The organism is Pseudomonas sp. TAE6080 (assembly GCF_018732265.1).
Taxonomy (GTDB): domain Bacteria; phylum Pseudomonadota; class Gammaproteobacteria; order Pseudomonadales; family Pseudomonadaceae; genus Aquipseudomonas; species Aquipseudomonas brenneri.
In genome coordinates this window covers 157,230-180,787 of the sequence record NZ_JAHIDY010000006.1, presented here as the reverse complement: position 1 = coordinate 180,787, position 23,558 = coordinate 157,230, and the positions used below count along the sequence as shown (strand labels likewise).

The following is a 23,558-nucleotide window of genomic DNA, read 5'->3' as shown; positions in this document are numbered from 1 at the left end:
GACGCCGCCAATCGTTTCAACTGGGACGGCCATGCAGCGTCACGCTGCGCTCGGCATTCATTTCACCCTGGCGATCAAAGCCAAAAGGCTTCTGTGGCTGGGCAGCCAGTTCGGCTTTCTTCTGTTGGTATTCGTCAAACGACAAACCACGGCGGTTAAGCCCCTCCATCGCCAACTGCCTGGTTTCCTCAGCGGTATACGGGCGCAGTTCGGGTCCAGGCTGAGCGGCACAACCGGCGAGGAAAGAGGCAATCAGCAACAAGGCAACAGAGAGTGAATGGTTCATGGCGAAGGTCCTGCGAATGGGCTGTCAAGGCAATGAACACAGGCTACTCCCAGCCCTTCGCCGGGAAAAATCATCCGCTGTGATAGTCGCTATCAGCCAATCCCGCATATTCACTAAAGATATATAAATAGAGAAATCAGTTCGTTTACGGAATAACAGAGACGATCTATAACGGTCCCCCAACGCCGCAACTGTTGCTCATACAACTGTTGATCCGGCAACACTCCCTGTTGAACACCGCTCAAGGACTTGTCATGGATGTTTTCTGGTTTCTTCCGACCCATGGCGACGGCCATTTCCTCGGTACCACCCAAGGCGCCCGCCCAGTCACCCTCAACTACCTGAAACAAGTGGCCCAGGCCGCCGACAACCTCGGCTACCACGGCGTACTGATTCCCACAGGCCGCTCCTGCGAAGACTCCTGGGTCATTGCCTCGGCGCTGGTGCCCTTGACCGAGCGCCTGCGCTACCTAGTGGCAATCCGCCCGGGGATCATCTCGCCCACCGTGTCCGCGCGCATGGCCGCCACCCTCGACCGCCTGTCCAACGGCCGCCTGCTGATCAATGTGGTGACCGGCGGCGACCCCGATGAAAACCGCGGTGATGGCAGCTTCCTCGACCACAGCGAACGTTATGAGGTGACCGATGAGTTCCTCAAGATCTGGCGCCGGGTATTGCAGGACGAATCTGTCGACTTTGAAGGCAAACACCTGAAGGTGCAGAACGCCAAGGCCCTCTATCCGCCGGTCCAGAAGCCCTACCCGCCGCTGTACTTCGGCGGCTCATCCGATGCCGCCCATGACCTCGCCGCCGAGCAGGTGGACGTGTACCTGACCTGGGGCGAACCACCGGCAGCTGTCGCAGAAAAACTCGCCGATGTGCGCGAGCGCGCAGCCCGCCATGGCCGTACCGTCAAGTTCGGCATCCGCCTGCATGTGATTGTGCGCGAAACCGAAGACGAGGCCTGGAAAGCAGCCGCCAGGTTGATCGAGCACATCAGCGACGACACCATCGCCGCCGCGCAAAAATCCTTCTCGCGCTTTGACTCCGAAGGCCAGCGCCGCATGGCTGCCCTGCACGATGGGCGGCGCGACAACCTGGAAATCGCCCCCAACCTGTGGGCCGGCGTCGGCCTGGTGCGCGGAGGTGCTGGCACTGCATTGGTGGGCAACCCGCAGCAAGTGGCCGAGCGGATCAAGGAGTACGCCGACCTCGGTATCGAGAGCTTCATTTTTTCCGGCTACCCACACCTGGAAGAAGCCTATCGCTTTGCCGAACTGGTGTTTCCGTTGCTGCCGGAACCCTACGCCAGCCTTGCCGGACGTGGCGTCACCAACCTCACCGGGCCGTTCGGCGAAATGATTGCCAACGATGTACTGCCAAAACGCTGAGATCAACTTTATGTGGGAGCAGGCAAGCCAGCTCCCACAATGATTGCATCGGGCATTAGATTTTTTTCAGGAGCACCGCGTGACAGCCAAACCCCATAGCGTCCTGCCAACCCCCTTGCAGACCGCCAAGCTGCTGGCCGCCGAGTTCGCCCTCAGCGCCGTGGAGCGTGACGAGCGCGGCGGTACGCCCAAGGCTGAGCGCGATGCCCTGCGCCACAGTGGCCTGCTGGCCCTGAGCATTCCCACCCAGTACGGAGGCCTTGGTGCGCGCTGGAGCGAAACCCTGGAGATCGTGCGCGAGTTCGCCAAGGTCGACAGTTCCATCGCCCACGTCTTCGGCTTCCATCATCTGATGTTGGCCACCGTGCGCCTGTTTTCCCGCCCGGAGCAATGGCAGCCCTGGTTCGAACAAACCGCCCGCAAGCACTGGTTCTGGGGCAATGCCCTGAACCCGCTGGACACGCGCACGGTGGTCAAGGATTTCGGCGGCTGGCGTGAATTTTCCGGCAAAAAGAGCTTCTGCTCCGGCGCCAGCGACTCGCAGATGCTGATCGCCTCGGCAGTCGATGAAAGCGCCGGCGGCAAGCTGCTGATCGCCGCCATTCCCAGCGGGCGCAGTGGCATTACCGTGCATAACGATTGGAACAGTATCGGCCAGCGCCAGACCGACAGCGGCAGCGCCAGCTTCGAACGCGTCCGGGTTGAAGAGTCGGAGTTGTTGCTCGATCCCGGGCCCCTTAGTACGCCGTTCGCCTGCCTGCGTCCATTGATTGCCCAACTGACATTCACCCATATGTTCCTCGGCATTGCCGAAGGCGCGTTTGAGGAGGCGCGCAACTACACCCTCGCCGAAACCCGGCCCTGGCATAAATCCAGCGTCCAGGATGTGCGTCAGGACCCTTATGTGCTCAACCACTACGGCGAATTCTGGGTCGCGCTGGAAGGCGTGCGCCTGCTGGTACAACGGGCCGCCGAGTTGCTGGACCAGGCCTGGGCCAAGGGCCCTGCCTTGAGTGAAGACGAGCGCGGGCAACTGGCGATTGCCATCGCCACGGCCAAGGTCGCCGCCACCCGCAACGGCCTGGAGTTGTGCAGCCGCCTGTTTGAAGTCACCGGCGCCCGCTCCACCCACGCCTCGCTGCGCCTGGACCGCCACTGGCGCAACCTGCGCACCCAAAGCCTGCACGACCCGGTGGACTACAAACTCCACGAACTGGGCGACTGGGCCTTGAACCAGTCCCTGCCGACGCCAACGTTCTATTCCTAAGAGGTGCCCATGCAGCTTTTGACCCTACCGCCCTCGCCCGCTCTCGCCACGTCGATTCGCGCCACCGCGCAAGTCTTCGAGGACCCGAAATCCCAGGCCCTGCTCGCGCATATCCAGCAAGTGGCGCCCAGCGAAGCCAGCGTGCTGATCATCGGCGAAACCGGCACCGGTAAAGAGCTGGTGGCCCGCCATATCCACAACCTCAGCGCCCGACGCAACCGGCCCTTCGTGGCGGTGAACTGCGGGGCGTTTTCCGAATCACTGGTGGAGGCAGAGTTGTTCGGCCATGAAAAAGGCGCGTTCACCGGCGCCCTCAGCGCCAAGGCCGGCTGGTTCGAAGAGGCCGACGGCGGCACCTTGTTCCTCGATGAGATCGGTGACCTGCCCATGGCCATCCAGGTCAAGCTGCTGCGCGTCCTGCAAGAGCGCGAAGTGGTGCGCCTGGGGTCACGCAAGAGCATTCCCATTGACGTGCGGGTGCTGGCGGCGACCAATGTACAACTGGAAAAAGCCATCAACGCCGGGCATTTCCGTGAAGACCTGTATTACCGCCTGGACGTGGTCAGCCTGGAACTGAGCCCTTTGCGCGAACGCCCCGGCGATATCCTGCCCCTGACCCGGCATTTTATCGATGCCTACAGCCAGCGCCTGGGCTACGGCCCCATCACCATCAGCCCCGAGGCCGAGCAAAAGCTCAAGGGTTACAGCTGGCCGGGCAATATTCGTGAACTGGAAAACGTCATTCATCACACCCTGCTGATTTGCCGCAATGGCGTGATCGAGCGCGATGACCTGCGCCTGTCGAACATGCGCATCGAGCGCCAGGACGACAGCCCGCACGATGTCGACAACAGCGCAGAAGCCTTGCTGGAGCGCGCCTTCCAGAAGCTGTTCGATGAACAGGCCGGCGCCTTGCATGAAAAAGTCGAGGACGCGTTGCTACGCGCCGCCTACCGCTTCAGCCACTACAACCAGGTACACACCGCCAACCTGCTGGGCCTGAGCCGCAATGTCACACGCACGCGCCTGATCAAGATCGGTGAACTGGCGGTGAACAAGCGCCGCCCAGGGGGAAACCTGCAAGGTGAGCGCATGCTGCATCTATCTATATAGGTTGCACGCCAAGGCGTTGTCCGGGCTGCGCTCGATACTGCGCAGCACCTGGAATGAGCCAAAGGTCACGGCCGTGGCCTGATGGGCACGAATCAATGTCCAAAAAACCTCGCCCTCACGCTCCAGGCACTTGAACGCCGTATCGCCATCTTCGCGGGTCTGCCACTGCAGGTAGTTGAGCACCCGCCGCCCATCTTCGCTGACCTGCACACTGGCGCTCAGAAACCCCTCATGGCCTTGGGCCAGGCGCTCGGTCTGCTCAGACAGCGCCAACACCAGCGCGGACTGCTGCCGGGGCTCGATCTGAAACTCGATCATTTGGGTAAAACCATGACTTTTCGCTGATACCTGCATGACCAATCCCCTTTCTGTGTAGGTGCAATCGTGCGATCCGATGCCACGCAGGGTAAAACCTCTAGTTAAGTCAAGGTCAAGCCTCTGTTGCGCAAATATTCAGGGGGCAGCGCTCACGCCAAGCCAAACATGACAGTCGTCGGCTGCCCAGAGGCCACGAAAGACCTGGCCTATAGTGAACAGACCGGAAAAGCCGGCCCCCTGTACAACCGTCAAGGAGAACGAAATGAGCGTCAAACCCATCCCCGAGGGCTATCACAGCATCACGCCCTACCTGGGTATCGATAAGGCGGCTGAAGCGATCGAGTTTTATAAAAAAGCCTTCGGTGCCATTCAAATCATGCGCCTGGACATGCCGGACGGTAAGGTTGGCCATGCCGAGCTGCGCATTGGCGATTCGCCGATCATGCTGGCCTCGCCCTGCGACGAAATGGCCTTCGGCAGCCCTGGCAGCCATCCCACCAGCGTTGGCCTGCACCTTTATGTGACCGACGTGGACGCGCAGTACAAACAAGCCATCGCAGCCGGTGCCACGGTGATTTCCGAACCCAAGGATCAGTTCTACGGCGACCGCTCCGGGACCTTGAAGGATCCGTTCGGGCATGTGTGGTTCCTCGCCACCCATATAGAGGAGTTGACCGAGGAACAGATTCGCCAGCGCGCCAAGGATCTGTTCCCATAGCCGCTATACATTGCAACATGAGAACCCGATCACATGCAGGAGCCGGCTTGCCGGCGAAAAACCCGATAACAACGCGGGGCATCAGGCATGCCCCCGTTATCGTTGACGATTATCGCTGGCAAGCCAGCGCCTACAGTTTGGTGCACGTCAGGCAGAACTACCGGCAAATGTACATCTGAAACATTTACTTTCATTTTCGCCTTAGGGTTTTGCGATTCTCATCCGTCTTAACTTAGATACAGCCCGTCGCGTAAGCAAAAGCTACGACTGGGCCTTTCCCGGGCCTTCTCTGCCCCTCCCGATCAAGACCCCCATAGACATGTCGAAGAAGTCACGCTCCAAACTCTGGTTTCTCGTCCACAGCTGGCTGGCATTGCCCATCTGGTTCTTTGTGCTGATCGTCTGCGTCACCGGGACCCTGGCGGTGGTGAGCCAGGAAATCGTCTGGCTGGCCAACCCGGATATCCGTGCCGACAAGCCCGCTGATGACACCGAGCTATTGAGCTATGACCAGATCATCAAGGCGATGAACCGCGCCGAACCTGACCTTATCGTCACCGACCTGATCCGTCACGACGAGTCCCACTTTGCACTGATGGCCCGGGTCACCTACCCCGACGGGCGTGCCGTGACGGTCTACGTCAACCCCTACACCGGAGTGATCCAGGGCATCAGCCCATCGTTCAACTTCGAGCAGTTCACCCGCGCCTTGCATGGGTGGTGGCTGGTGCCCTTCACCAATGGCTACAGCTGGGGCTGGTATCTGGTGTCGTTTCTCGGCTTGCCGATGCTGGCGTCGCTGGTCACAGGCCTGGTGGTCTACAAACGTTTCTGGAAGGGCTTTTTCAAACCCACCCTGCGTGTCAAGCATGGTGCGCGGATCTTCTGGGGCGACTTTCATCGACTGAGCGGGATCTGGTCGATCTGGTTTATCGCCGTGATCTCCATCACCGGCACCTGGTTCCTGATCGAAGCGACACTGTCGGATAACCAGATCACTATTTCCACAGCGCCAATTGTGCCGGTGATCAGCCGGGACAAGGTGCCGATGTCCGACCCTGGCGTACCGGCCCCCATGATGCCCATCGACGAAGCGATTCGTATTGCCACCGAGCGTATTCCCGGGCTGGAAACCACCTTCATCACCCTGCCAAGTACCGCCTACAGCCACCTGAGCATTGGTGGACGTGGCTGGTACCCGCTGATGTTCCAGACCGCCGAGATCAACCCCTACAACGGTGAAATCGCCTCCTCGCACCTGCTGTCCGACCGCTCGGCCCTGGAGTTCGTCACCGAGTCCATGCGCCCACTGCACACCGGCGACTTTGGCGGCCTGTGGATCAAGCTGATCTGGGCGTTTTTCGGCCTGTTGCTGAGCATGATGGTCCTCAGCGGGCTGTTGATCTGGAGCAAACGCACCGCGCTGGCGACGCTGCATGCTTTCAAGCGCAACAACAAGGCACAACGCCAGGCCGAGCACTCTCAAGCCACGCCAGCCCTGCAGACTGAAACCCCGGAGGGCATGCGATGAACAAGGCCACTACCGTGCAACCACCCTCGCCACTACGAGCCTTTTGGCTGAAATGGCGTTTTCATATCAATGTCCTGCTGTTGCTGGTGCCTCTGGGCTTCATGCCCAAGTACTTTGCCGACGCCGCACTGTTTCGCGGCGACAGCGGCCTGGGCGAACGTGAAGTGGGCGAGGTGCAGGTCGGCCCGTGGAGCCTGACACTGGCCGAACTGCGCAACGAAGCCCCGCGCCCGGACCCGGCAGGCCCGATGAAATCCTTCAATGCCGCGCTGTGCAAAGCGTGCGTCAAGCAGGTCAAGGCCACTTACCTGCGTATCGGCAAACCCCGTAGCCTGCGCGCCGCCGGGGTGATTTTCTTCGGCACCCCATACCGCATGGGCGCCGCCCTGCCGGTTCCTGAACGCACATCGCCCGACGCCGAACTGTGGATCACCATGGAAGGCTGGGACGGCAGCATGCAACAGGCCTCCATTCCCTTGAGCCAGGCTTCGCCTGCCACCGTCGCCTGGTTGACCAAGCAAGGAGTTAAACCATGACTTTGATTCGCCTGACACGCGCCTGCGCCGTGCTGATCCTCTGCGCCGGCGCAAGCACCCAAGCCCTGGCCCACAACCCGATGTGCGAATGCAAGGAAATCCCCGGCGAGCAGATCCAGTGCACCGGCGGTTTCTCCGACGGCAGCGGCGCACCCGGCGTGACCCTGGATGTAATCGGCTACGACGAGACCATCCTGGTCCCCGGTAAGCTGGGCGCAGACTCTACGTTGACCTTCAAGAAACCTTCCGCCGAGTTCTATGTGCTGTTTGACGCAGGTCCCGGCCACGTTGTCGAGATCGACCAAGCGGATATCCAGGCCCAATGAGCAGCGTAACCCCAGGCACCACCCAGGTCGTCCGGCCTGCCGGCGCCGGCCACGAAACCCTCTATGTCCTGCTGCTGTGCCTGATCATCCTGGCCGTCGCCGGCACGGTGGTGTCCCTGCACGGTGAAACCCAGACAGTCGAGGCTGTGTCCAGCCACCAGTTGGACGCCCGTCGCGACTTGAGCGCCGCCGAGCAAGGCATCTATGCCGACCTGCGGGTGACCCTGGATGAAATCCAGTTGCTCCAGCAGGAACAGAGCGCCCTGCCAACGCCTGCGCAACTGGCCGAAGAAGGCTTCGCGCCGTTCGCCCAGGACGCCAGTTCGGTCAGCCGTGGCGACCACCGCTGGCAGTTGCTGGCGCCTTCGGCGTACCTGGGCTTGAGCCAGGCCAACGACACCAGCGGTTCGCTGCTGATGCGCGTGAGCGGTGCCGAGCCGGATATCTGGCTCAACCGCAGCGCCAACCTGGCCGCCCCGACCGACCTTAGCGACCAGGGGCTGATCGCCGCTGGCTGGCAGCAGGTCGTTGCGCAATTCGACGCTGGTGTCACCCGCCAGCATCGCCACTGAATTCACGCTGTTTCCGAGAGAAGATCGATTGCCCATGTCTATGTCATCTCCCTTGCTCCGCCTGCTGCTGGTGGGCCTGTTCAGCGTCTTGCTGACACCCCTGGCCAATGCCGAGGCGGCCAAGCGCCTGCGTATCGGTATCACCCTGCACCCCTACTACAGCTATGTAGCCAATATCGTCGGCGACAAGGCCGAGGTGGTGCCGCTGATTCCGGCCGGCTTCAACCCCCATGCCTACGAGCCACGCGCCGAAGATATCAAGCGCATCGGCAGCCTGGACGTGATTGTGCTCAATGGCGTCGGCCATGATGACTTCGCCGACCGCATGATCGCCACCAGCGAGCGCCCGGACATCCCGGTGATCGAGGCCAACGCCAATGTGCCGTTGCTGGCGGCCACCGGCAACGCGGCCCGTGGCGCCGGCAAGGTGGTCAACCCGCACACCTTCCTGTCCATCAGCGCCTCCATTGCCCAGGTCAACAACATCGCCCGGGAGCTGGGCAAGCTCGACCCGGACAACGCCAAGACCTACACCCAGAACGCCCGTGCCTATGGCAAGCGCCTGCGCCAGATGCGCGCCGATGCCCTGGCCAAGCTCACCAGCGCGCCCAACGCCGACCTGCGCGTGGCCACGGTGCACGCCGCCTACGACTACCTGTTGCGCGAGTTCGGCCTGGAAGTGACCGCCGTGGTGGAACCGGCCCATGGCATCGAGCCAAGCCCGAGCCAACTGAAGAAGACCATCGACCAACTGCGCGAACTGGACGTGAAGGTGATCTTCTCCGAGATGGACTTCCCGTCCTCTTACGTTGACACCATCCAGCGTGAGTCGGGGGTCAAGCTGTACCCGCTATCGCATATTTCCTACGGTGAATACAGCGCCGAGAAGTACGAAGTGGAAATGACCGGCAACCTTAATACCGTGGTCCGGGCCATCCAGGAGTCGGGGGCATGACGGCGGCTGAACACCTGAATGTGGCCAGCATCGGCCCGACGATCGAATTCGACAACGTCTCGCTGACCCTGGGCCGTACCGCGATCCTCGACAACGTGAGTTTCCAGGTGCAACCGGGCAGTATCCACGCCCTGGTCGGCCCCAATGGTGGCGGTAAGAGTTCGTTGATCAAGACCCTGCTGGGGCAGACCCCGCACCAGGGCCAACTGAGCCTGCACTGGCCGGGCACTCCCGGCACCATCGGCTACGTGCCCCAGGCCCTGGAATTCGACCGCGGCTTGCCGATGACCGTCGATGACTTCATGGCCGCCATGTGCCAGCGTCGCCCGGCGTTTCTTGGGTTGTCCCGGCATTACGCCGGCGCGATTGGCGAGGCACTGGAGCGCGTGGGCATGCAAGACAAGCGCAAACGCCGCATGGGAGCGCTGTCCGGCGGCGAGCGCCAGCGTGTATTGCTGGCCCAGGGCTTGATCCCGGCGCCGCAACTGCTGGTCCTCGATGAACCGATGTCGGCCCTCGACGAAGCCGGGATCCAGGTATTCGAACGCCTGCTGGGCGACTGGCGCCAGGCCGGGATCACCGTGCTGTGGATCGAACACGACCTGGAGGCCGTCGGTCGCCTGGCGGACCGTGTCACCGGCCTGAACCGCCGCTTGCTGTTCGACGCCACGCCCAAAGAGGCACTGACCCCGGAGCGCCTGCTGACGCTGTTTTCCACTCACCCACGGAGCGCAGCCCAATGAGCTACGAAGCCTTTCGCTTGATGGTCCAGGGCTGGGCCTCCTCCGGCTATCTGCCGGAAGCCCTGGCCTATGGGTTTGTGGTCAACGCCCTGCTCGCCGGACTGCTGATCGGCCCGGTGCTGGGTGGCCTGGGCACGCTGGTGGTGGTCAAGCGCTTTGCGTTCTTCTCCGAAGCCGTCGGCCACGCCGCGCTCACCGGCGTGGCCGTGGGCATTCTGCTGGGGGAACCCTACACCGGGCCTTATGGCAGCCTGTTCGGTTACTGCCTGTTGTTCGGCATCCTGCTCAACTACCTGCGCAACCGCACCGGCCTGGCCCCCGATACGCTGATCGGCGTGTTCCTCTCGGTGTCCCTGGCGCTGGGCGCGAGCCTGCTGCTGATCCTCGCGGGCAAGATCAACGTGCACATCCTGGAAAACGTGCTGTTTGGTTCGGTGTTGACCGTCAACGGCAATGACCTGCTGGTGCTGGCGATTGTCGGCTCACTGGTGATGGCCCTGGCGCTGCCGCTGTACAACCGCATCATGCTCGCCAGCTTCAACCCACAGCTGGCCGCCGTGCGTGGTGTGGCCGTGAAGACCCTGGACTACCTGTTCGTGATCCTCGTGACCCTGATCACCGTGGCGGCAGTCAAAGTCATCGGGGCGATCCTGGTGGGTGCCCTGCTGGTGATTCCCGCCGCTGCGGCGCGCCTGTTGAGCCAGTCGCTCAAGGGTTTCTTCTGGATCTCGGTGGTGATTGCCACGGTCAGCACCCTGTGCGGGATTCTGCTGCCGATCATCTTCGACCTGCCCATCCCGTCCGGTGCCGCGATCATCCTCGTCGCCGGCATCGCCTTCGCCCTGGCCGCCATTGCGCGCGGCACGGTCCCCAGCCTGAAAGGGAATCTCGGATAATGCGCCCTGTTCTACGCCCCCTGGCCCTGGCCATCGCTTGCCTGATCAGCCCTGCGCTGCTGGCAGCCGCCCCTGCCAAACCACTGCCGGCCGCCGCCCAATCGGCCAAACCGGTCAAGGTCCTGGCGGCCTTGCCCGTCACCTACGGCCTGGCCGAAACCCTGCTCAAAGGTACCCAGGTCACGCTTGAACGCGCGGCACCGGCCAACCTGCCGGGTTCGCGCCAGACTTCGTATTTTACTGGGCGTGGCGCACCGGCCCTGCACACCCTGGCGCTGGACGCCGACGCCGCGATCGGCCTGCGTTCGCTGTGGCCGGATGACCCGCTGTACCCCGTGGCCCGGCGCAGCAATATCCGTATTGTCGAAGTGGACGCCGCGCGCCCGGTAGACGGTGGCTTGCCGGGCGTGGCCCTGCAACCGGGCACCGTCGATGGTCTCAACAGCCAGCCGTGGCAATCGAGCAACAACCTGGGGCGCATGGCCGATGTCATGGCTGCCGACCTGAGCCGCCTGGCACCAGGTGCCAAGGCCACCATCGACAGCAACCTGGCCAGCCTCAAGCAACGCCTGCTCAAGCTCACTGCCGACAGCGAGGCACGCCTGGCCCAGGCCGACAATTTGAGCGTGGTCAGCCTGAGCGATCACTTTGCTTATCTGGTGAGTGGCTTGAACCTGGAGTTGCTCAGCACCGACCCACGGCCGGATACCGAATGGTCCGCCGAGGCGTTGCAAACACTGACCGCCAGCCTGAAGGACAACGACGTGGCATTGGTGCTGCACCATCGTCAACCGGCTGAGGCGGTGAAAGCCGCCATCAGCGCGGGGGGATCGAAGCTGCTGGTGCTGAGCACCGACGGCGCAGACCCGGTGGCAGAGTTGGAAGGGAATGTGGATCAGGTGATCAAGGCATTGGCACCCTGAAAGCGATGCAATACCTATGTGGGAGCGGGCTTGCTCGCTCCCACATTTTTTTGCGTTCAGCCAGCGATTGCCTGGGCATCCATCTTCTGGCGCAGGCTCAGCGGGCGCATATCAGTCCACACTTCTTCGATGTAGGCCAGGCACTCTTTCTTCATCCCGCTCTTACCCACGGTGCGCCAGCCTTCGGGTACGGCCTTGTAGTCGGGCCAGATGGAATACTGTTCTTCATGGTTGACCACTACCTGGAACAGGATGTCTTCGCGGTCAAATACTGAGGTCATTGCGGTTCTCCGTCACTTAAAGGTTGCCACGCACCGCGCGTGGCTGATGTATGTAGGAACGTATAGCGGTGCAGGAAAATTAGAGGCTGGCCACTGCCGCCGCCAACGCCCGCCCGAAGATCTCTGCCACCCGGTCGATTTCTGCGGCGGTGATGACCAAAGGCGGCAGGAAACGCACCACACTGCCATGACGCCCGCCCAATTCCAGGATCAACCCGCGTTTGAGGCATTCGCGCTGTACCAGCGGCGCCAATTGCCGATGGACCGGCGGGTGGCCCTGGACGTCAGGCGTGCCGCTGGGGTTAACCAACTCCACGCCCAGCATCAGGCCGCGTCCACGGATATCCCCCAGATGCGGGAAGTCCCGTTGCAGGATGCGCAGGTGTTCGGCCAGGCGCTCCCCCATGGCCGCCGCGTGATCGGCAACCTTGTGTTCCTTGAGATAGCGCATCACTGCCGAACCCGCCGCCATGGCCATCTGATTGCCACGGAAGGTGCCGGCATGGGCGCCCGGCAACCAGGTGTCGAGCCACTCGCGATACACCACCACCGCCAGCGGCAAACTGCCGCCAATGGCTTTGGACAGCACCACCACATCCGGAACGATGCCGGCATGCTCAAAGGCAAACATCTTGCCGGTGCGGCCGAAACCGCTCTGGATTTCATCGACAATCAGCGCCACACCGGCCTGCTCGGTAATCCGCCGCAGGCCGCGCAGCCAGTCGAGGTCGGCCGGAATCACGCCGCCCTCGCCCTGCACCACTTCGACGATCACCGCCGCCGGCAGCAACACGCCCGCCTCCGGGTCATTGAGCAGGTTTTCCAGGTAATGCAGGTTGACCTTGACCCCTTCTGCACCCCCCAGGCCGAACGGGCAGCGGTAGTCATAGGGGAATGGTAAAAATTGCACGCCATTGGCCAGCAAGGCACCCAACGGTTTTTTCGGTCCCAGGCTGCCCATCAGGCTCAACGCGCCCTGGCTCATGCCGTGATAGCCGCCCTGGAACGACAACACCGTGCTGCGTCCCGTGGCGGTACGCACCAGTTTCAGCGCGGCTTCCACCGCATCGGTGCCGGTGGGGCCGCAAAACTGGATCTTCGCCTCACGCGCCAGTTCAGCGGGTAGCAGGCCGAACAGGTCTTGCACAAACTGATCCTTGACCGGCGTGGTCAAGTCCAGGGTATGCAAGGGCAACTCGTCCAGCAGCACCTGCTGGATCGCCTCGATCACCACCGGATGGTTATGCCCCAGCGCCAATGTACCGGCCCCGGCCAGGCAGTCGATGAAGCTGCGACCCTCAACGTCCTCGACATAAATACCCTTGGCCCGCTTGAGCGCCAGGGGGATGCGCCGGGGGTAGCTGCGCGCATTGGATTCCTGCTGGCGCTGGCGGGCCAGCAGCGGTGATTCATCGAACTGGTAAAGCGTTTCTGCTGGAGTCGGGCTGGCCGACGCCAGCGAATCCTCAATGCGACTGGTAGCGACTGACATCTCTAGATCCCTCAATACGCTGATGATGGTGACCAAACTGCCAACCCGTTGACGTCTGGCCCCCAAAGGGCGTGCGCACGGATTTCCTGTTCTGGAAACGCTTCAGCGGCGCGAGGATTTACACCCGGCTCGATGAAAAACCGGCAAATGACCGGTCACTCGCCGGCACTGGTGTACTTTTCATTCAGCGCATAAAGAATCGCGCAGGTTTCGATATCCAGTTGCCCACGGTAATCGGTGGGCCGAAAGTGCATCTGGAATGCACGCACCCGCTGCTGGAACGCCTGACGGTTTTTCGCCGGGGCGTAACCGTAGCGCTGGAAGGCCCGCTCGACCTCCACCTCCTGCGGCAAGCCCATGCGAAAACGCCGCACAAAGGCATTCTTGGCGGCCTCATCGAACCAGGCGCCGAGGCCCGCCGCGAACAAGGCGGGCCAGGGCAACTGTGGCCCAGGGTCACTTTTGCGCCAGAACGCAACATCCGAATGGCCGACGATATCAGTAGCGCCGATCTGCGGATGACGGGCGCAAATGTCGTGAAGCAGTGCGATCAACACCTCGACTTGCTCCGGGTCATAGGGCGGGAAGGTAAAGACACCAGCATCGTCACGGGCCAGGTTGACGATCTCGATGCCGATGGAACGGCTGTTGACGTTATCGCGCCCCGCCCAATGACTGGCTCCCGCATGCCAGGCCCGCTGGCGTTCATCCACCAACTGGAACACCCTCAACTCGTCGTAACCGGCGTCTCGATAACTCGCCTCACGGGGGTCGGGCAACAGGTAATGGGCACTGACTCCCTGCTGGGTCAGGGTGCGCAGGGAGGAGGCAAAGGGCGCGGCGGTGTAATGCACCACCAACTGACGCACGGCTTCGCCATTGCGCTGATTAAAATCCTTGGCGGGATAAGTGGAGTCGATGACCAACATAGGTGCTGTCCTTTTCAATACAGGCTGAGTCATTCAGCCGGCAAACCTGCAAACACAAAAATTAACGCCATCCTGAAGCGTCGGGCCTGAGGATGGCGGTAGTTATGTGTATGCAAGGAAGGATCAGCGCCGTAACGGCATGCCCAGGTCGACCCGCAGGCCATCAGCCTGGCTGTCGAAAACCAGTGAGCAGGAGCAACGCTGGACAATCGCCTGCACGATGGCCAGGCCCAGGCCACACCCGCCGCTGTTGCCATTGCGCCAGAAACGCTGGGTCAGGTGTTGCAGGTCTTCACTGGAGATCGGCGCACCGTGGTCACGCACGCGGAACACCACTTGATTGCCCTGGGTGAACACGCTCAATTCCACCCGCGTATCGTGCGGGGTGTGGCGCAGGGCGTTATCCAGCAGATTGCGCAAGGCGGCAACCGCCAGGCCCACGGGCATTTCCACCGGGTCCTGGGGCAGGTTGTCCGGCAGGATCAGGTCGATCCGCCGATTATCCCCAGCATTTGCGTCCTGGATCGCCAGGCGTGCCACTTGTTCGGCACTGGACTGCAAGCCGTCATCAAACGACAGGCTGCCCTCGACCCGCGCCAGCAGCAGCAGTTGCTCAAGGGTGCGATGCAGGCGGTCGGCACCCTCCTCGGCATGGGCCAGGGATTGGTCGCGGGCAGCACCGTCGGTCATGCGCGCCACTTGCAGATGGGTCTTGATCGCCGTGAGCGGGCTGCGCAACTCGTGGGCGGCATCACCGGTCAGGCGACGCTCACGCTCGATGGTCTTGGCGATGCGTTGCAGCAGTTGGTTCTGGGTATCGAGCAGCGGCTTGAGTTCGCTGGGCAACGGATGAATCTGCAAAGGTTCAAGGGAATCAGCACTGCGGCGCATCAAGGCATCGCGCATGCGGTTGAGCGGCACCAGGCTCTGGCCGATCCCCAGCCACAACAGGCACAGGCAGCCCAGCAGGGCCACGCCCACCGGCACCGAAGCCGCGAGCAGGATCGACATGTTCAGCGCCTCGCGCTCCACCTGGCGGTCTGCCGTGGTGATCAACAAATCGCCCCGCGCCAGGGTAAAGCTGCGCCAGGCAGCACCGTCGATGATCTGGTCGCGAAAGCCGCTTTGCCGGGACTCCAGCCCCTGGTCCGGGGTGGTGTGACTGCGGGCGAGGATTTCGCCGCGCAACGAACTGACCTGGCACGCCATGCCGCCCGGTACATTCAGTTGTTCGGCGCCAAAGCGCTTGCCCTCGCCCACGCTCGCCAGGCCCGGCATCTGCTCCATCAGCCCGGCCACCATGCGCGCCGACGCCACCAGACGCTGGTCCAGGGAAAACATCATCTGGTTACGCAGGTCGTTGAGCATCCAGGCCGCCGCCAGCACCCAGATCAGCACAAAAGCGGCGCCCAGTTTGAAGGTCAGGCGCAGGCGCAGGCTCGTCACGAGGCGTCCTCTCCGGCGTCTGCCGGGCCCAGGCGGTAGCCCAGGCCGCGCACCGTTTCGACGATGCCATTGCCCAACTTGCGACGCAGGTGGTGGATGTGCACGTTCAGGGCGTTACTTTCCAGCTCATCGTTGAAACCATAGACGCTGTCCTTGAGTTGCTCGCTGGACAGCACCCGGCCACGGTTGTGCAGCAGTGCCTGCAACAGGGCTTGCTCGCGACGGGACAGGTCAACCGGTTTGCCGCCCAACAGGGTTTCGCGGCTGCTGGGGCTGTAGGTCAAGCGGCCATGCTCGATCAGGTCGACGCTGCGTCCGGCAACCCGGCGCAACAGGGTCTGCAGGCGGGCGGCCAGCTCGCGCAGGTCAAAGGGTTTGAGCAAGTAATCGTCGGCGCCGGCTTGCAGGCCGTCGACCCGGTTGGTCACCGAATCCCGTGCGGTGAGGATCAACACCGGGATCTCCAGGCCCGCACTGCGCTGTTGTTGCAGCAGTTTGAGGCCGTCTTCATCCGGCAGGCCGAGGTCCAGCACCATGATGTCGAACTGCGCCGCCTTGAGCATCGCCCGGGCGGCTGCGGCCGTGCCCACGCGCTCGACCGTAAAGCCCTGGGCGCCGAGGCCGGCAACAATGCCACTGGCAATCAGGTCATCGTCTTCACAGACCAGTACGTGCATGGTGAACCCTGTGCAAAAAGGTTGATTTAAAGGAGGACGGATTAAGTACGCATTATGCCGTGAAAAGATGCGCGCCCCGATAATCCCTACACTCTAGAATAGCCCGGTTAATCATCGGTTAATCAGCGCCACACATTGTGTGCCCCACTTGCATCGAACTAAGGCTTGACCATGCGGCATCTGTTTATCTTCCTGCTGATAGTGTTCACCGGATTGGCCCAGGCCGCGCCTGGCAGCAATCCTTTCGAAACCAAAGCCGAATTCCTTCCGGTGGGCAAAGCCTTCACCTTTACCTCAGAGCGCCTGGCTTCGGGTGAAACCCAACTGTATTGGCAGATTGCCGACGGTTATTACCTGTACCAGCAACGCATGAAGTTCGACGGCCTGGCCCAGCAGCCGGTGCTGCCGCAGGGCGAAGCCCATAGCGACGAGTTCTTTGGCGAGCAACAAGTGTACCGCCAGGGCCTGGAAGTGAAGCTGCCGGCCGGCGCCACCGGCCAGGTCAAGCTGGGCTGGCAGGGTTGTGCCGATGCTGGCCTGTGCTATCCGCCGCAATCGCTCACCGTTGACCTGGGCGGCAACCCGGCGGTTGCCGCCACCGCCGAGGCCCAGGATGAGAGCCTGGCCAGCGGCCTGCAACAACGCAGCCTGGGCTGGAGCCTGCTGGTGTTCTTCGGCCTCGGCCTGTTGCTGGCATTTGCCCCTTGTTCGCTGCCGATGCTGCCGATCCTCGCCGGCCTGGTGGTGGGCAGCGGCGCCAGCCCACGCCGTGGTTTTGCCATGGCCTCCAGCTATGTGGTGTGCATGGCGCTGGTGTATGCCGCGCTCGGCGTGCTGGCCGCGCTGGCGGGCAGCAACCTGGCCGCACTGCTGCAAACGCCGTGGATCCTCGGCAGCTTCGCCGCGCTGTTTGTGATCCTGGCCCTGCCGATGTTCGGTTTCTTCGAACTGCAATTGCCGGCCTTCCTGCGCGACCGCCTGGACAACGCCACTCGCCAGCAAAGCGGTGGCAGCCTGGTCGGCGCCGGTGTGCTCGGGGCCTTGTCCGGCCTGTTAGTGGGCCCGTGCATGACCGCGCCCCTGGCCGGCGCCCTGCTGTACATCGCGCAAAGCGGCAATGCCCTGCACGGCGGCCTGATCCTGTTTGCCATGGGCATCGGTATCGGGGTGCCATTGCTGCTGTTGGTGACCGTGGGCAATCGCTTCCTGCCCAAGCCTGGCAACTGGATGAATGTGCTCAAGGGCGTCTTCGGCTTCCTGTTCCTTGCGACCGCCGTGTTGATGATTCGCCCGGTGATCGACGAAAGCCTGTGGCTAGGCCTGTGGGGCGTGCTGGCCCTGGTCATGGCTTACTGCGGCTGGAGCCTGGCCCGCGAATACGGGCTGGTCGCCAAGGTACTGGGCGCAGGTTCCCTGGTCCTGGGGCTGTGGGGCGCCATTCTGGTCATCGGTGCCGCCGGTGGCAGCGATGATCTGTGGCAGCCGCTCAAGGTCTTCGGCGGTTCGCAGGTCGCCAGCGCACCGACGGCCCATGACGCCTTCACCACGATCAACGACCCGGTGGCCCTGCAAGCCCAGCTCGACAGCGCCAAGGCCCAGGGCCAATGGGTGCTGCTGGACTACTACGCCGACTGGTGTGTGTCGTGCAAGATCATGGAAAAACAGGTATTCGGCAAACCCGAAGTGATGGATGCGCTGAAGAACGTGCGCCTGTTGCGCCTGGACGTCACTGCCGACAACGCTGCCAGCCGTGAACTGCTGGGCCGCTATAAAGTCCCCGGCCCACCGAGCTTCGTGTGGATTGGCCCCGACGGTGAAGAGCGCCGCGCCCAACGCATCACCGGCGAAGTGAATGCGCAAGCCTTCCTGCAACGCTGGACCCAGACCCGGGATGCACTCTGATGCTGACCTTGACCATCGGCACCTTCGCCATCGCCTTGAACCACCTGCTGCTGATCAGTGCGCTGATCCTCGCCACACTGGTGGGTTGGCGCGTGGCCAAGCGCGGCGGCGAGAACCCGGAGTCAGTGCTGTTCAGCCTGTTCCTGCTGGGCATGCTCAGTGCACGGATCAGCTTTGTACTGATGTATTGGGCGTATTACCGTGACGATCCACTGCAAATCGTCGACCTGCGCGACGGTGGTTTTCTCGCCTGGCCTGGCGTCATTGCCCTGCTGCTTGGCGCCATCCTGTGGGGCTGGCGTCGCCCGGCCCTGCGCAAGCCGTTGAGTGCAGGCGTGATCACCGGCCTGGCTTTCTGGGCACTGGCCAGTTTGTCCCTGAACATCTTCGAGCGAGGCACGCGCCTGCCAGACATTGCCTTGCGCAATGCCGATGGCGAAACCGTGCAACTGGCCGACTATCAGGGCGGCCCGTTGGTGATCAACCTGTGGGCCACCTGGTGCCCGCCGTGCCGACGGGAAATGCCGGTACTGGAAAACGCCCAGAAACAACGGCCTGATGTGACCTTCCTGTTCGTCAACCAGGCCGAAAGCATGCAAAGCGTCAGCACCTACCTGGCGACCCAGGGCCTGAACCTGGACAACGTACTGTTCGACGCCAGCGGCCGCCTCGGCCAGGCCGTGGGCTCCATGGCACTGCCCACCACGCTGTTCTACCAAGCCGACGGTCGCCTGATCAACAGCCACCTCGGCGAACTGTCCCAGGCCAGCCTGGCCCGCGCCATGGAATCTTTCGACCCCACGGACTCGACCGCCGCCCAGCCGGCCACAACAAGGAAACCCCTATGCCCCGCCTCCGCCACCTGCTGACCCTACTGCCCCTGACCCTGGCAGCCACCCTCGCCCATGCCGAAGAATGGCCGGCGCCGATCAAACAGATCGAAGCCAAGGGCGCCAAGATCATCGGCAGCTTCGACGCACCGGGTGGGCTCAAAGGCTATGCCGCGCAGTACCAGAACCGTGGCATGGCCCTGTACCTGACCGCCGACGGCCAGCACGTGCTTGCCGGCAATCTGTACGACGCCAAAGGCAACGACCTGAGCACCGCGCCCCTGGAGAAACTGGTCTACGCGCCGATGGCCAAGGAAATCTGGGCCAAGATGGAGCAGAGCAGTTGGATCCAGGACGGCGATAAAAATGCCCCACGCACTGTGTACCTGTTCAGCGACCCCAATTGCCCGTACTGCAACATGTTCTGGGAACAGGCGCGGCCTTGGGTAAAAGCGGGCAAGGTGCAGTTGCGCCACATCATGGTCGGGATCATTCGCGAGGACAGCCCGGGCAAATCGGCGGCGCTGCTGGCGAGCCAAGACACAGCCAAGGCCCTGGAAGAACATGAATCCGCAGGTAAAGCCAGCAAGCTCAAGGCGCTGGCCAAGATCCCTGCCGAGATCCAGGCCAAGCTCGATGCCAATATGAAGTTGATGGAAGAGCTGGAGTTGTCGGCCACGCCGGCGATTTTCTATCTGGATGACAAGGGGCAATTGCAGCAACAGCAAGGGGCGCCGTCGCCGGATAAACTAGGGAAAATTCTAGGGGCCAAATGATTCAGACTGGCAATTCCTAATTAAAAATGCCCGCACAGTGCGGGCATTCGTTGGTATCAATACTTGCAAGAACCACTACTGCTTAACGTCGATACCACATCGTAAAGTTATCAATAAACGAATAGTCCACCACAATCACTTCCAGGCTTGAAATCTCACGACCGCTGGAAGCCAAATACTCAACCCAAAAACCACCCCTGTTTTCATCAGGATAGTCCTGCACAGCAAGCACACGGTTATCTTTATCGTAAAATATCACACGCCCTGCAAGTTGCTTCCACACCCATGCAAACTTCACATACTCCAACTTACGCTTAAAATCAAACCGATGCTTTTGCGGCCGAAGCACATCGTCTTGATTCCGATACATCGCATAGGCTTTACCTGAAGAATATGGCTCATAACCATAAAGCATTATTCCCGCCGTAAAGGGCCCAGAAACAAATGTCACCTTCATAGTTGGCGTATCAATGACGCCACCCACTGTGTACTCTTGTATGGACAGGTTCTCAAATTTCTCCTCGATTATGGCAAGAGGTCTTATCAACGTCAGTTCCAGCGGGGGAAACTCCGTGGCCTCGCTTTCGTTTACACTTCCGTCTGCGGTAACCTTGCAAGTAAACACAAGAGGAGTGTTATGCTTCAACATCTCAAGCTCAGTTCTAATTAATACTTCATTTAATCCCGCGCTCACTTCTGCCGCCGTCACCTGCTTCCCCAAAGAAACATTAATGGTGTAGACAGTACCGTCGACTCTGGTTCCAACCCCGCGCAACCAGACTCTTTGTCCCGGCAAGATAAACCACCATTTTTCAACGGTAATATTGGCGTTCCCAGCGAAAGTTCCCAAATCAAGAATAGTGTTGGTAGCCTGTCTTACCACCGGTGTCGGTAGCCGCACTGGAACACTGATTTGCAGATCAAGGTCCGGGGAAGTGACAACTTTGCACAGGCTCGTGACGGTGTAGTTGATCGTCACCGTCTTGCCGATGCCATGGATTACCGCCTCTCGCGGGATAAGGCAATCCACGTATTTCGGATCACTGCTTCCGGGCTTCGATATCAGCGGCAAACAACTGCCATCCGCACGTTTCCAGCACACGCTGATTGCATGGTTGGGATTGATCAGTTCGTAGGCCACTCGCACTGTCACGCCATCGCGGCCATTCCAGACAGTCAGGTCCGAGCCCACTGCTTCACGCACTGTCGGGGCATCAAGATCCAGATCTTCCTGCACGATATGCAGTACCAACGGCGCAAACTCCTTGGCACTGGCTTTATCGGACTGACCGTTGAAATTCACCGCAAAATGCACTTTAAAGTCACGGCAATCCGCCAGTTTCTGCAACTCTTCACGCGGTAGTGACGTGTCGACGCCATTGGCCAGCCATGCCACGGTTACTGGCTCGCCTACCAGCACTTCAAAGCTATAGGCGCTGCCATCCTCCAAGACTCCCGTCCCCCACAGCCAGCAAGGTTGACCCAACGCTATATAAGGCCATGCACGTACAGTCGCAGTAGCATCTGCGGCAAAGGTATTGAGGTCCAGCGTGCTGCCCGTGGCCTGTTCCACCGCAGGCGTGGGCAGGCCACTGATATCAAGGATTTGCACCTCTTGTGCCGGCGACTCCCAGAAACCACCACACGAACGCGACACGGTGTAAGACGTAGAAATTCTCTGCCGCAGGTTGGCACTGATCGCCGAAGGCGGCACCTGGAATACAAGGCTCTGCTCACCCTCCGCGACGACATGACACTCCAGCGCTGGCGAGCCTGGCCCAGGCGTACCGGTAAAACTCGGACAGACCCGATCCCCAAGGCACATCCTTTCGTAAGCCACCTGGATATGCGCACCCTCCACCGTGTTCACCGGGTTGATTACCCAGCCATCGGTTCCGCAGTCCACGGACTCGACGAGATGCGGCGCAGACAGTTCCAAATGGGGCTCTGTGAGCAAATTCACCAGCAACGATGGGAATGACCGATAAATCGGCCTCGATTCTTTGCGCGGCAGGAACTCGATGCTGAACAGGATATACAACTCACTGTCATGCTTGAGCGCCGCCAGTTCGGCCCGAGACAAGGTCCGGTTCCAACCGTTTCGAATGTCTTCTTCGGTAATCGGCTCATCATCAAAAGGGTACAGCCTGGCTTTCGAACCATCAGAGTAGACCCCACCGATATACAGCTGAGCAACTTGAGTGATGCCGATAAATGGCCAAGGGGCAACATGAATAGTCACCGGATCATCACAGCACATCTGCCCAAGGTCCAACGTATTGAACGGAGCCTCCAGGATCTGTGGACGGGGCAAGTTGGCTGGCAGCGGGATTCTTACCTGGCCTTTAGGCGACAGGTGCTGCTCACCCTCCCGGGTTACGATGTATAAAAATTGCGCAAAATTATCCAGGCGCATACCCACGTACAACCGTGGCACATGGAAATCGATGCACCCCTCCTCCACCCCATACTGCGATGCGATGGGAGCGTAATCACCAAAGGTGGACACCCAACACAAGGCAATACTGTCCGTGCTCCGCATATCCTCATAACAGACACGGACCGTAGCACCCTCCAACAACTTGAGGGGATCAACCTGCCCCAGGCCTTCAGCCTCAACCAATGTCGGAACCGGCAAATGCAATGATGTATCGACAAACAACAGCGCAGTCGTACGCGGATGAAACTCGTGGGCGTTTTCGGGAAGCTGTGTTTCGTAGATCGGATCCACCGGGACCGCAGGCTTCGGATCGGTGCCATCGAAGATCACTGCAATGTGAATGGTCAGGGCCGAATAGTCCCCGCGACGTGCCATCCAACTGCGTGAAAGCTTGAACTCAAAGACATAGCCGGCATGGGCTTGCGCCGCCGTCACCACATGGTCCCGGGCCACCCAGATAAACGCGAACGGAGGTTTGTGCTGGTCACCGGCCACATTGATGAACAAGCGCTGCCCGGCCTGGATCATCGGCCACGCCTTGACCTTGATAGTCTCGTCGCCGCTGAAGAGTTTCATGTCCAGTTGCCAGGTGCTATGAACGTACTGCGCATGGGCAAATATCGGTAGCGATGCCTTGAGATCCTGCTCGCGGATCTGTTGCACTTCCAACTCCAGTACCAACGACTGCTTGAGCTGCCCCCCCACCATCGCGGTATACCAGATCAAAATGGTATGCCCGATGCAGGTACTGATCGTTTGCCATGGGATAGGAATGTCGACACTGCCGCTAGAGCTGCCCGCTTGCACAATGGGCGCGAACGCCGGCTCATCCTGGTCCTTGATGGCCAAATGCAGTGTGATGGGTGTGGTGCCCATGCCGGTGAACTTGATGGTCGCGGCAGTGCCATCAATTGCATCTATGGGGTACAGAATGCTGTTATTGGTGGCGAATTGGATCTGCGGATAGGGTAATTCGACGGTGATTTCGGCGAGTGGCTGGGTAGCAGCCGATTGCGAACTCTTGAGGGTGGTTTTTTTAACCATGGGAAGACCTCCTGTCCTGGGAAAGATAACCAGCGAGCCTGAGTGACAGGCCCTGAATCTGCTGGTATCTAGCCCCTGAAACGGGACGTTTGCCTACTGTCAGAATTGACAGTTCAGACAAACGAAAAGCACATAATCGACTCACGGCCCACTACCTGTACCGCCC

General features: G+C 61.1%; 23 protein-coding genes. 15 read left to right on the top strand and 8 right to left on the bottom strand.

Annotation, left to right across the window (positions count from 1 at the left end):
• Positions 1 to 16: 16 nt before the first annotated feature.
• On the bottom strand, positions 17 to 286 hold the full coding sequence (locus tag KL786_RS07220) for a hypothetical protein (protein ID WP_215517162.1): 270 nt from the start codon (positions 284 to 286) through the stop codon (positions 17 to 19).
• A gap of 254 nt (positions 287 to 540) precedes the next feature.
• Between KL786_RS07220 and ssuD the strand changes: the two genes are divergently transcribed.
• From ssuD to KL786_RS07205, 3 genes are all read left to right on the top strand, one after another.
• A complete protein-coding gene (gene ssuD, locus KL786_RS07215; RefSeq protein WP_215517161.1) occupies positions 541 to 1,677 on the top strand; it encodes an FMNH2-dependent alkanesulfonate monooxygenase in 1,137 nt (378 codons plus the stop codon).
• A 79-nt stretch (positions 1,678 to 1,756) separates the two neighbouring features.
• Positions 1,757 to 2,944 carry an acyl-CoA dehydrogenase family protein gene (locus KL786_RS07210; RefSeq protein WP_032862733.1) on the top strand — a complete coding sequence of 396 codons (1,188 nt, stop codon included), beginning with the start codon at positions 1,757 to 1,759 and terminating at the stop codon, positions 2,942 to 2,944.
• A gap of 9 nt (positions 2,945 to 2,953) precedes the next feature.
• Positions 2,954 to 4,057 (top strand): sigma-54 interaction domain-containing protein, encoded by a 1,104-nt coding sequence (locus KL786_RS07205; RefSeq protein WP_215517160.1) that lies wholly within the window; start codon positions 2,954 to 2,956, stop codon positions 4,055 to 4,057.
• Here the strand turns inward: KL786_RS07205 and KL786_RS07200 are convergent.
• Positions 4,046 to 4,411, bottom strand: coding sequence for an antibiotic biosynthesis monooxygenase (locus tag KL786_RS07200; RefSeq protein WP_215517159.1), 366 nt, complete (start codon positions 4,409 to 4,411; stop codon positions 4,046 to 4,048). The genes KL786_RS07205 and KL786_RS07200 overlap by 12 nt on opposite strands.
• A gap of 226 nt (positions 4,412 to 4,637) precedes the next feature.
• Here KL786_RS07200 and KL786_RS07195 point away from each other — a divergent pair, with 226 nt between their 5' ends.
• From KL786_RS07195 to KL786_RS07155, 9 genes are all read left to right on the top strand, one after another.
• Entirely contained in the window at positions 4,638 to 5,093 is a 456-nt protein-coding gene (locus tag KL786_RS07195; RefSeq protein ID WP_032862736.1) for a VOC family protein, read from the top strand.
• A 319-nt stretch (positions 5,094 to 5,412) separates the two neighbouring features.
• Positions 5,413 to 6,624 (top strand): PepSY-associated TM helix domain-containing protein, encoded by a 1,212-nt coding sequence (locus KL786_RS07190; protein WP_215517158.1) that lies wholly within the window; start codon positions 5,413 to 5,415, stop codon positions 6,622 to 6,624.
• The gene (locus KL786_RS07185; protein WP_215517157.1) at positions 6,621 to 7,160 is read left to right on the top strand and encodes a PA2404 family protein; all 540 of its coding nucleotides are present in this window, start codon (positions 6,621 to 6,623) and stop codon (positions 7,158 to 7,160) included. Before KL786_RS07190 ends, KL786_RS07185 begins: the two co-directional genes overlap by 4 nt.
• Positions 7,157 to 7,486 carry a hypothetical protein gene (locus tag KL786_RS07180; protein WP_032862741.1) on the top strand — a complete coding sequence of 110 codons (330 nt, stop codon included), beginning with the start codon at positions 7,157 to 7,159 and terminating at the stop codon, positions 7,484 to 7,486. Before KL786_RS07185 ends, KL786_RS07180 begins: the two co-directional genes overlap by 4 nt.
• Entirely contained in the window at positions 7,483 to 8,058 is a 576-nt protein-coding gene (locus KL786_RS07175) for a DUF6162 family protein (RefSeq protein ID WP_215517156.1), read from the top strand. The genes KL786_RS07180 and KL786_RS07175 overlap by 4 nt, the downstream gene beginning before the upstream one ends.
• A 34-nt stretch (positions 8,059 to 8,092) precedes the next feature.
• Complete coding sequence (locus KL786_RS07170; protein WP_032862743.1) at positions 8,093 to 9,013, top strand: metal ABC transporter substrate-binding protein; 921 nt, start codon at positions 8,093 to 8,095, stop codon at positions 9,011 to 9,013.
• Positions 9,010 to 9,756 (top strand): metal ABC transporter ATP-binding protein, encoded by a 747-nt coding sequence (locus tag KL786_RS07165; protein WP_104912014.1) that lies wholly within the window; start codon positions 9,010 to 9,012, stop codon positions 9,754 to 9,756. Before KL786_RS07170 ends, KL786_RS07165 begins: the two co-directional genes overlap by 4 nt.
• Positions 9,753 to 10,652 carry a metal ABC transporter permease gene (locus tag KL786_RS07160; RefSeq protein WP_029300631.1) on the top strand — a complete coding sequence of 300 codons (900 nt, stop codon included), beginning with the start codon at positions 9,753 to 9,755 and terminating at the stop codon, positions 10,650 to 10,652. The genes KL786_RS07165 and KL786_RS07160 overlap by 4 nt, the downstream gene beginning before the upstream one ends.
• Positions 10,652 to 11,575 (top strand): metal ABC transporter solute-binding protein, Zn/Mn family, encoded by a 924-nt coding sequence (locus KL786_RS07155; protein WP_215517155.1) that lies wholly within the window; start codon positions 10,652 to 10,654, stop codon positions 11,573 to 11,575. Before KL786_RS07160 ends, KL786_RS07155 begins: the two co-directional genes overlap by 1 nt.
• 56 nt (positions 11,576 to 11,631) lie before the next feature.
• On the opposite strand, the gene KL786_RS07150 is transcribed toward KL786_RS07155, so the two are convergent.
• The 5 genes from KL786_RS07150 to KL786_RS07130 all read right to left on the bottom strand — a co-directional run bounded on the left by KL786_RS07150 (position 11,632) and on the right by KL786_RS07130 (position 16,400).
• Positions 11,632 to 11,856 (bottom strand): MbtH family protein, encoded by a 225-nt coding sequence (locus KL786_RS07150; protein ID WP_029298158.1) that lies wholly within the window; start codon positions 11,854 to 11,856, stop codon positions 11,632 to 11,634.
• 79 nt (positions 11,857 to 11,935) lie between these two features.
• On the bottom strand, positions 11,936 to 13,348 hold the full coding sequence (locus tag KL786_RS07145) for an aspartate aminotransferase family protein (protein ID WP_215517154.1): 1,413 nt from the start codon (positions 13,346 to 13,348) through the stop codon (positions 11,936 to 11,938).
• 155 nt (positions 13,349 to 13,503) lie between these two features.
• A complete protein-coding gene (locus tag KL786_RS07140) occupies positions 13,504 to 14,277 on the bottom strand; it encodes an N-acetylmuramoyl-L-alanine amidase (RefSeq protein WP_215517153.1) in 774 nt (257 codons plus the stop codon).
• Between the two features lie 123 nt (positions 14,278 to 14,400).
• Entirely contained in the window at positions 14,401 to 15,723 is a 1,323-nt protein-coding gene (locus tag KL786_RS07135; RefSeq protein ID WP_215517152.1) for an ATP-binding protein, read from the bottom strand.
• Positions 15,720 to 16,400 carry a response regulator gene (locus tag KL786_RS07130; protein WP_032862754.1) on the bottom strand — a complete coding sequence of 227 codons (681 nt, stop codon included), beginning with the start codon at positions 16,398 to 16,400 and terminating at the stop codon, positions 15,720 to 15,722. Before KL786_RS07130 ends, KL786_RS07135 begins: the two co-directional genes overlap by 4 nt.
• Before the next feature lie 171 nt (positions 16,401 to 16,571).
• Here KL786_RS07130 and dsbD point away from each other — a divergent pair, with 171 nt between their 5' ends.
• The 3 genes from dsbD to dsbG are packed head-to-tail and all read left to right on the top strand — an operon-like array spanning position 16,572 to position 19,908.
• Positions 16,572 to 18,302, top strand: coding sequence for a protein-disulfide reductase DsbD (dsbD, locus tag KL786_RS07125; protein WP_215517151.1), 1,731 nt, complete (start codon positions 16,572 to 16,574; stop codon positions 18,300 to 18,302).
• Positions 18,302 to 19,171 (top strand): TlpA disulfide reductase family protein, encoded by an 870-nt coding sequence (locus KL786_RS07120; protein WP_215517150.1) that lies wholly within the window; start codon positions 18,302 to 18,304, stop codon positions 19,169 to 19,171. The genes dsbD and KL786_RS07120 overlap by 1 nt, the downstream gene beginning before the upstream one ends.
• A complete protein-coding gene (gene dsbG, locus KL786_RS07115) occupies positions 19,147 to 19,908 on the top strand; it encodes a thiol:disulfide interchange protein DsbG (protein WP_215517149.1) in 762 nt (253 codons plus the stop codon). The genes KL786_RS07120 and dsbG overlap by 25 nt, the downstream gene beginning before the upstream one ends.
• An 82-nt stretch (positions 19,909 to 19,990) precedes the next feature.
• Here the strand turns inward: dsbG and KL786_RS07110 are convergent, their stop codons facing one another.
• Positions 19,991 to 23,392, bottom strand: coding sequence for a hypothetical protein (locus KL786_RS07110; RefSeq protein ID WP_215517148.1), 3,402 nt, complete (start codon positions 23,390 to 23,392; stop codon positions 19,991 to 19,993).
• Positions 23,393 to 23,558: the final 166 nt, after the last annotated feature.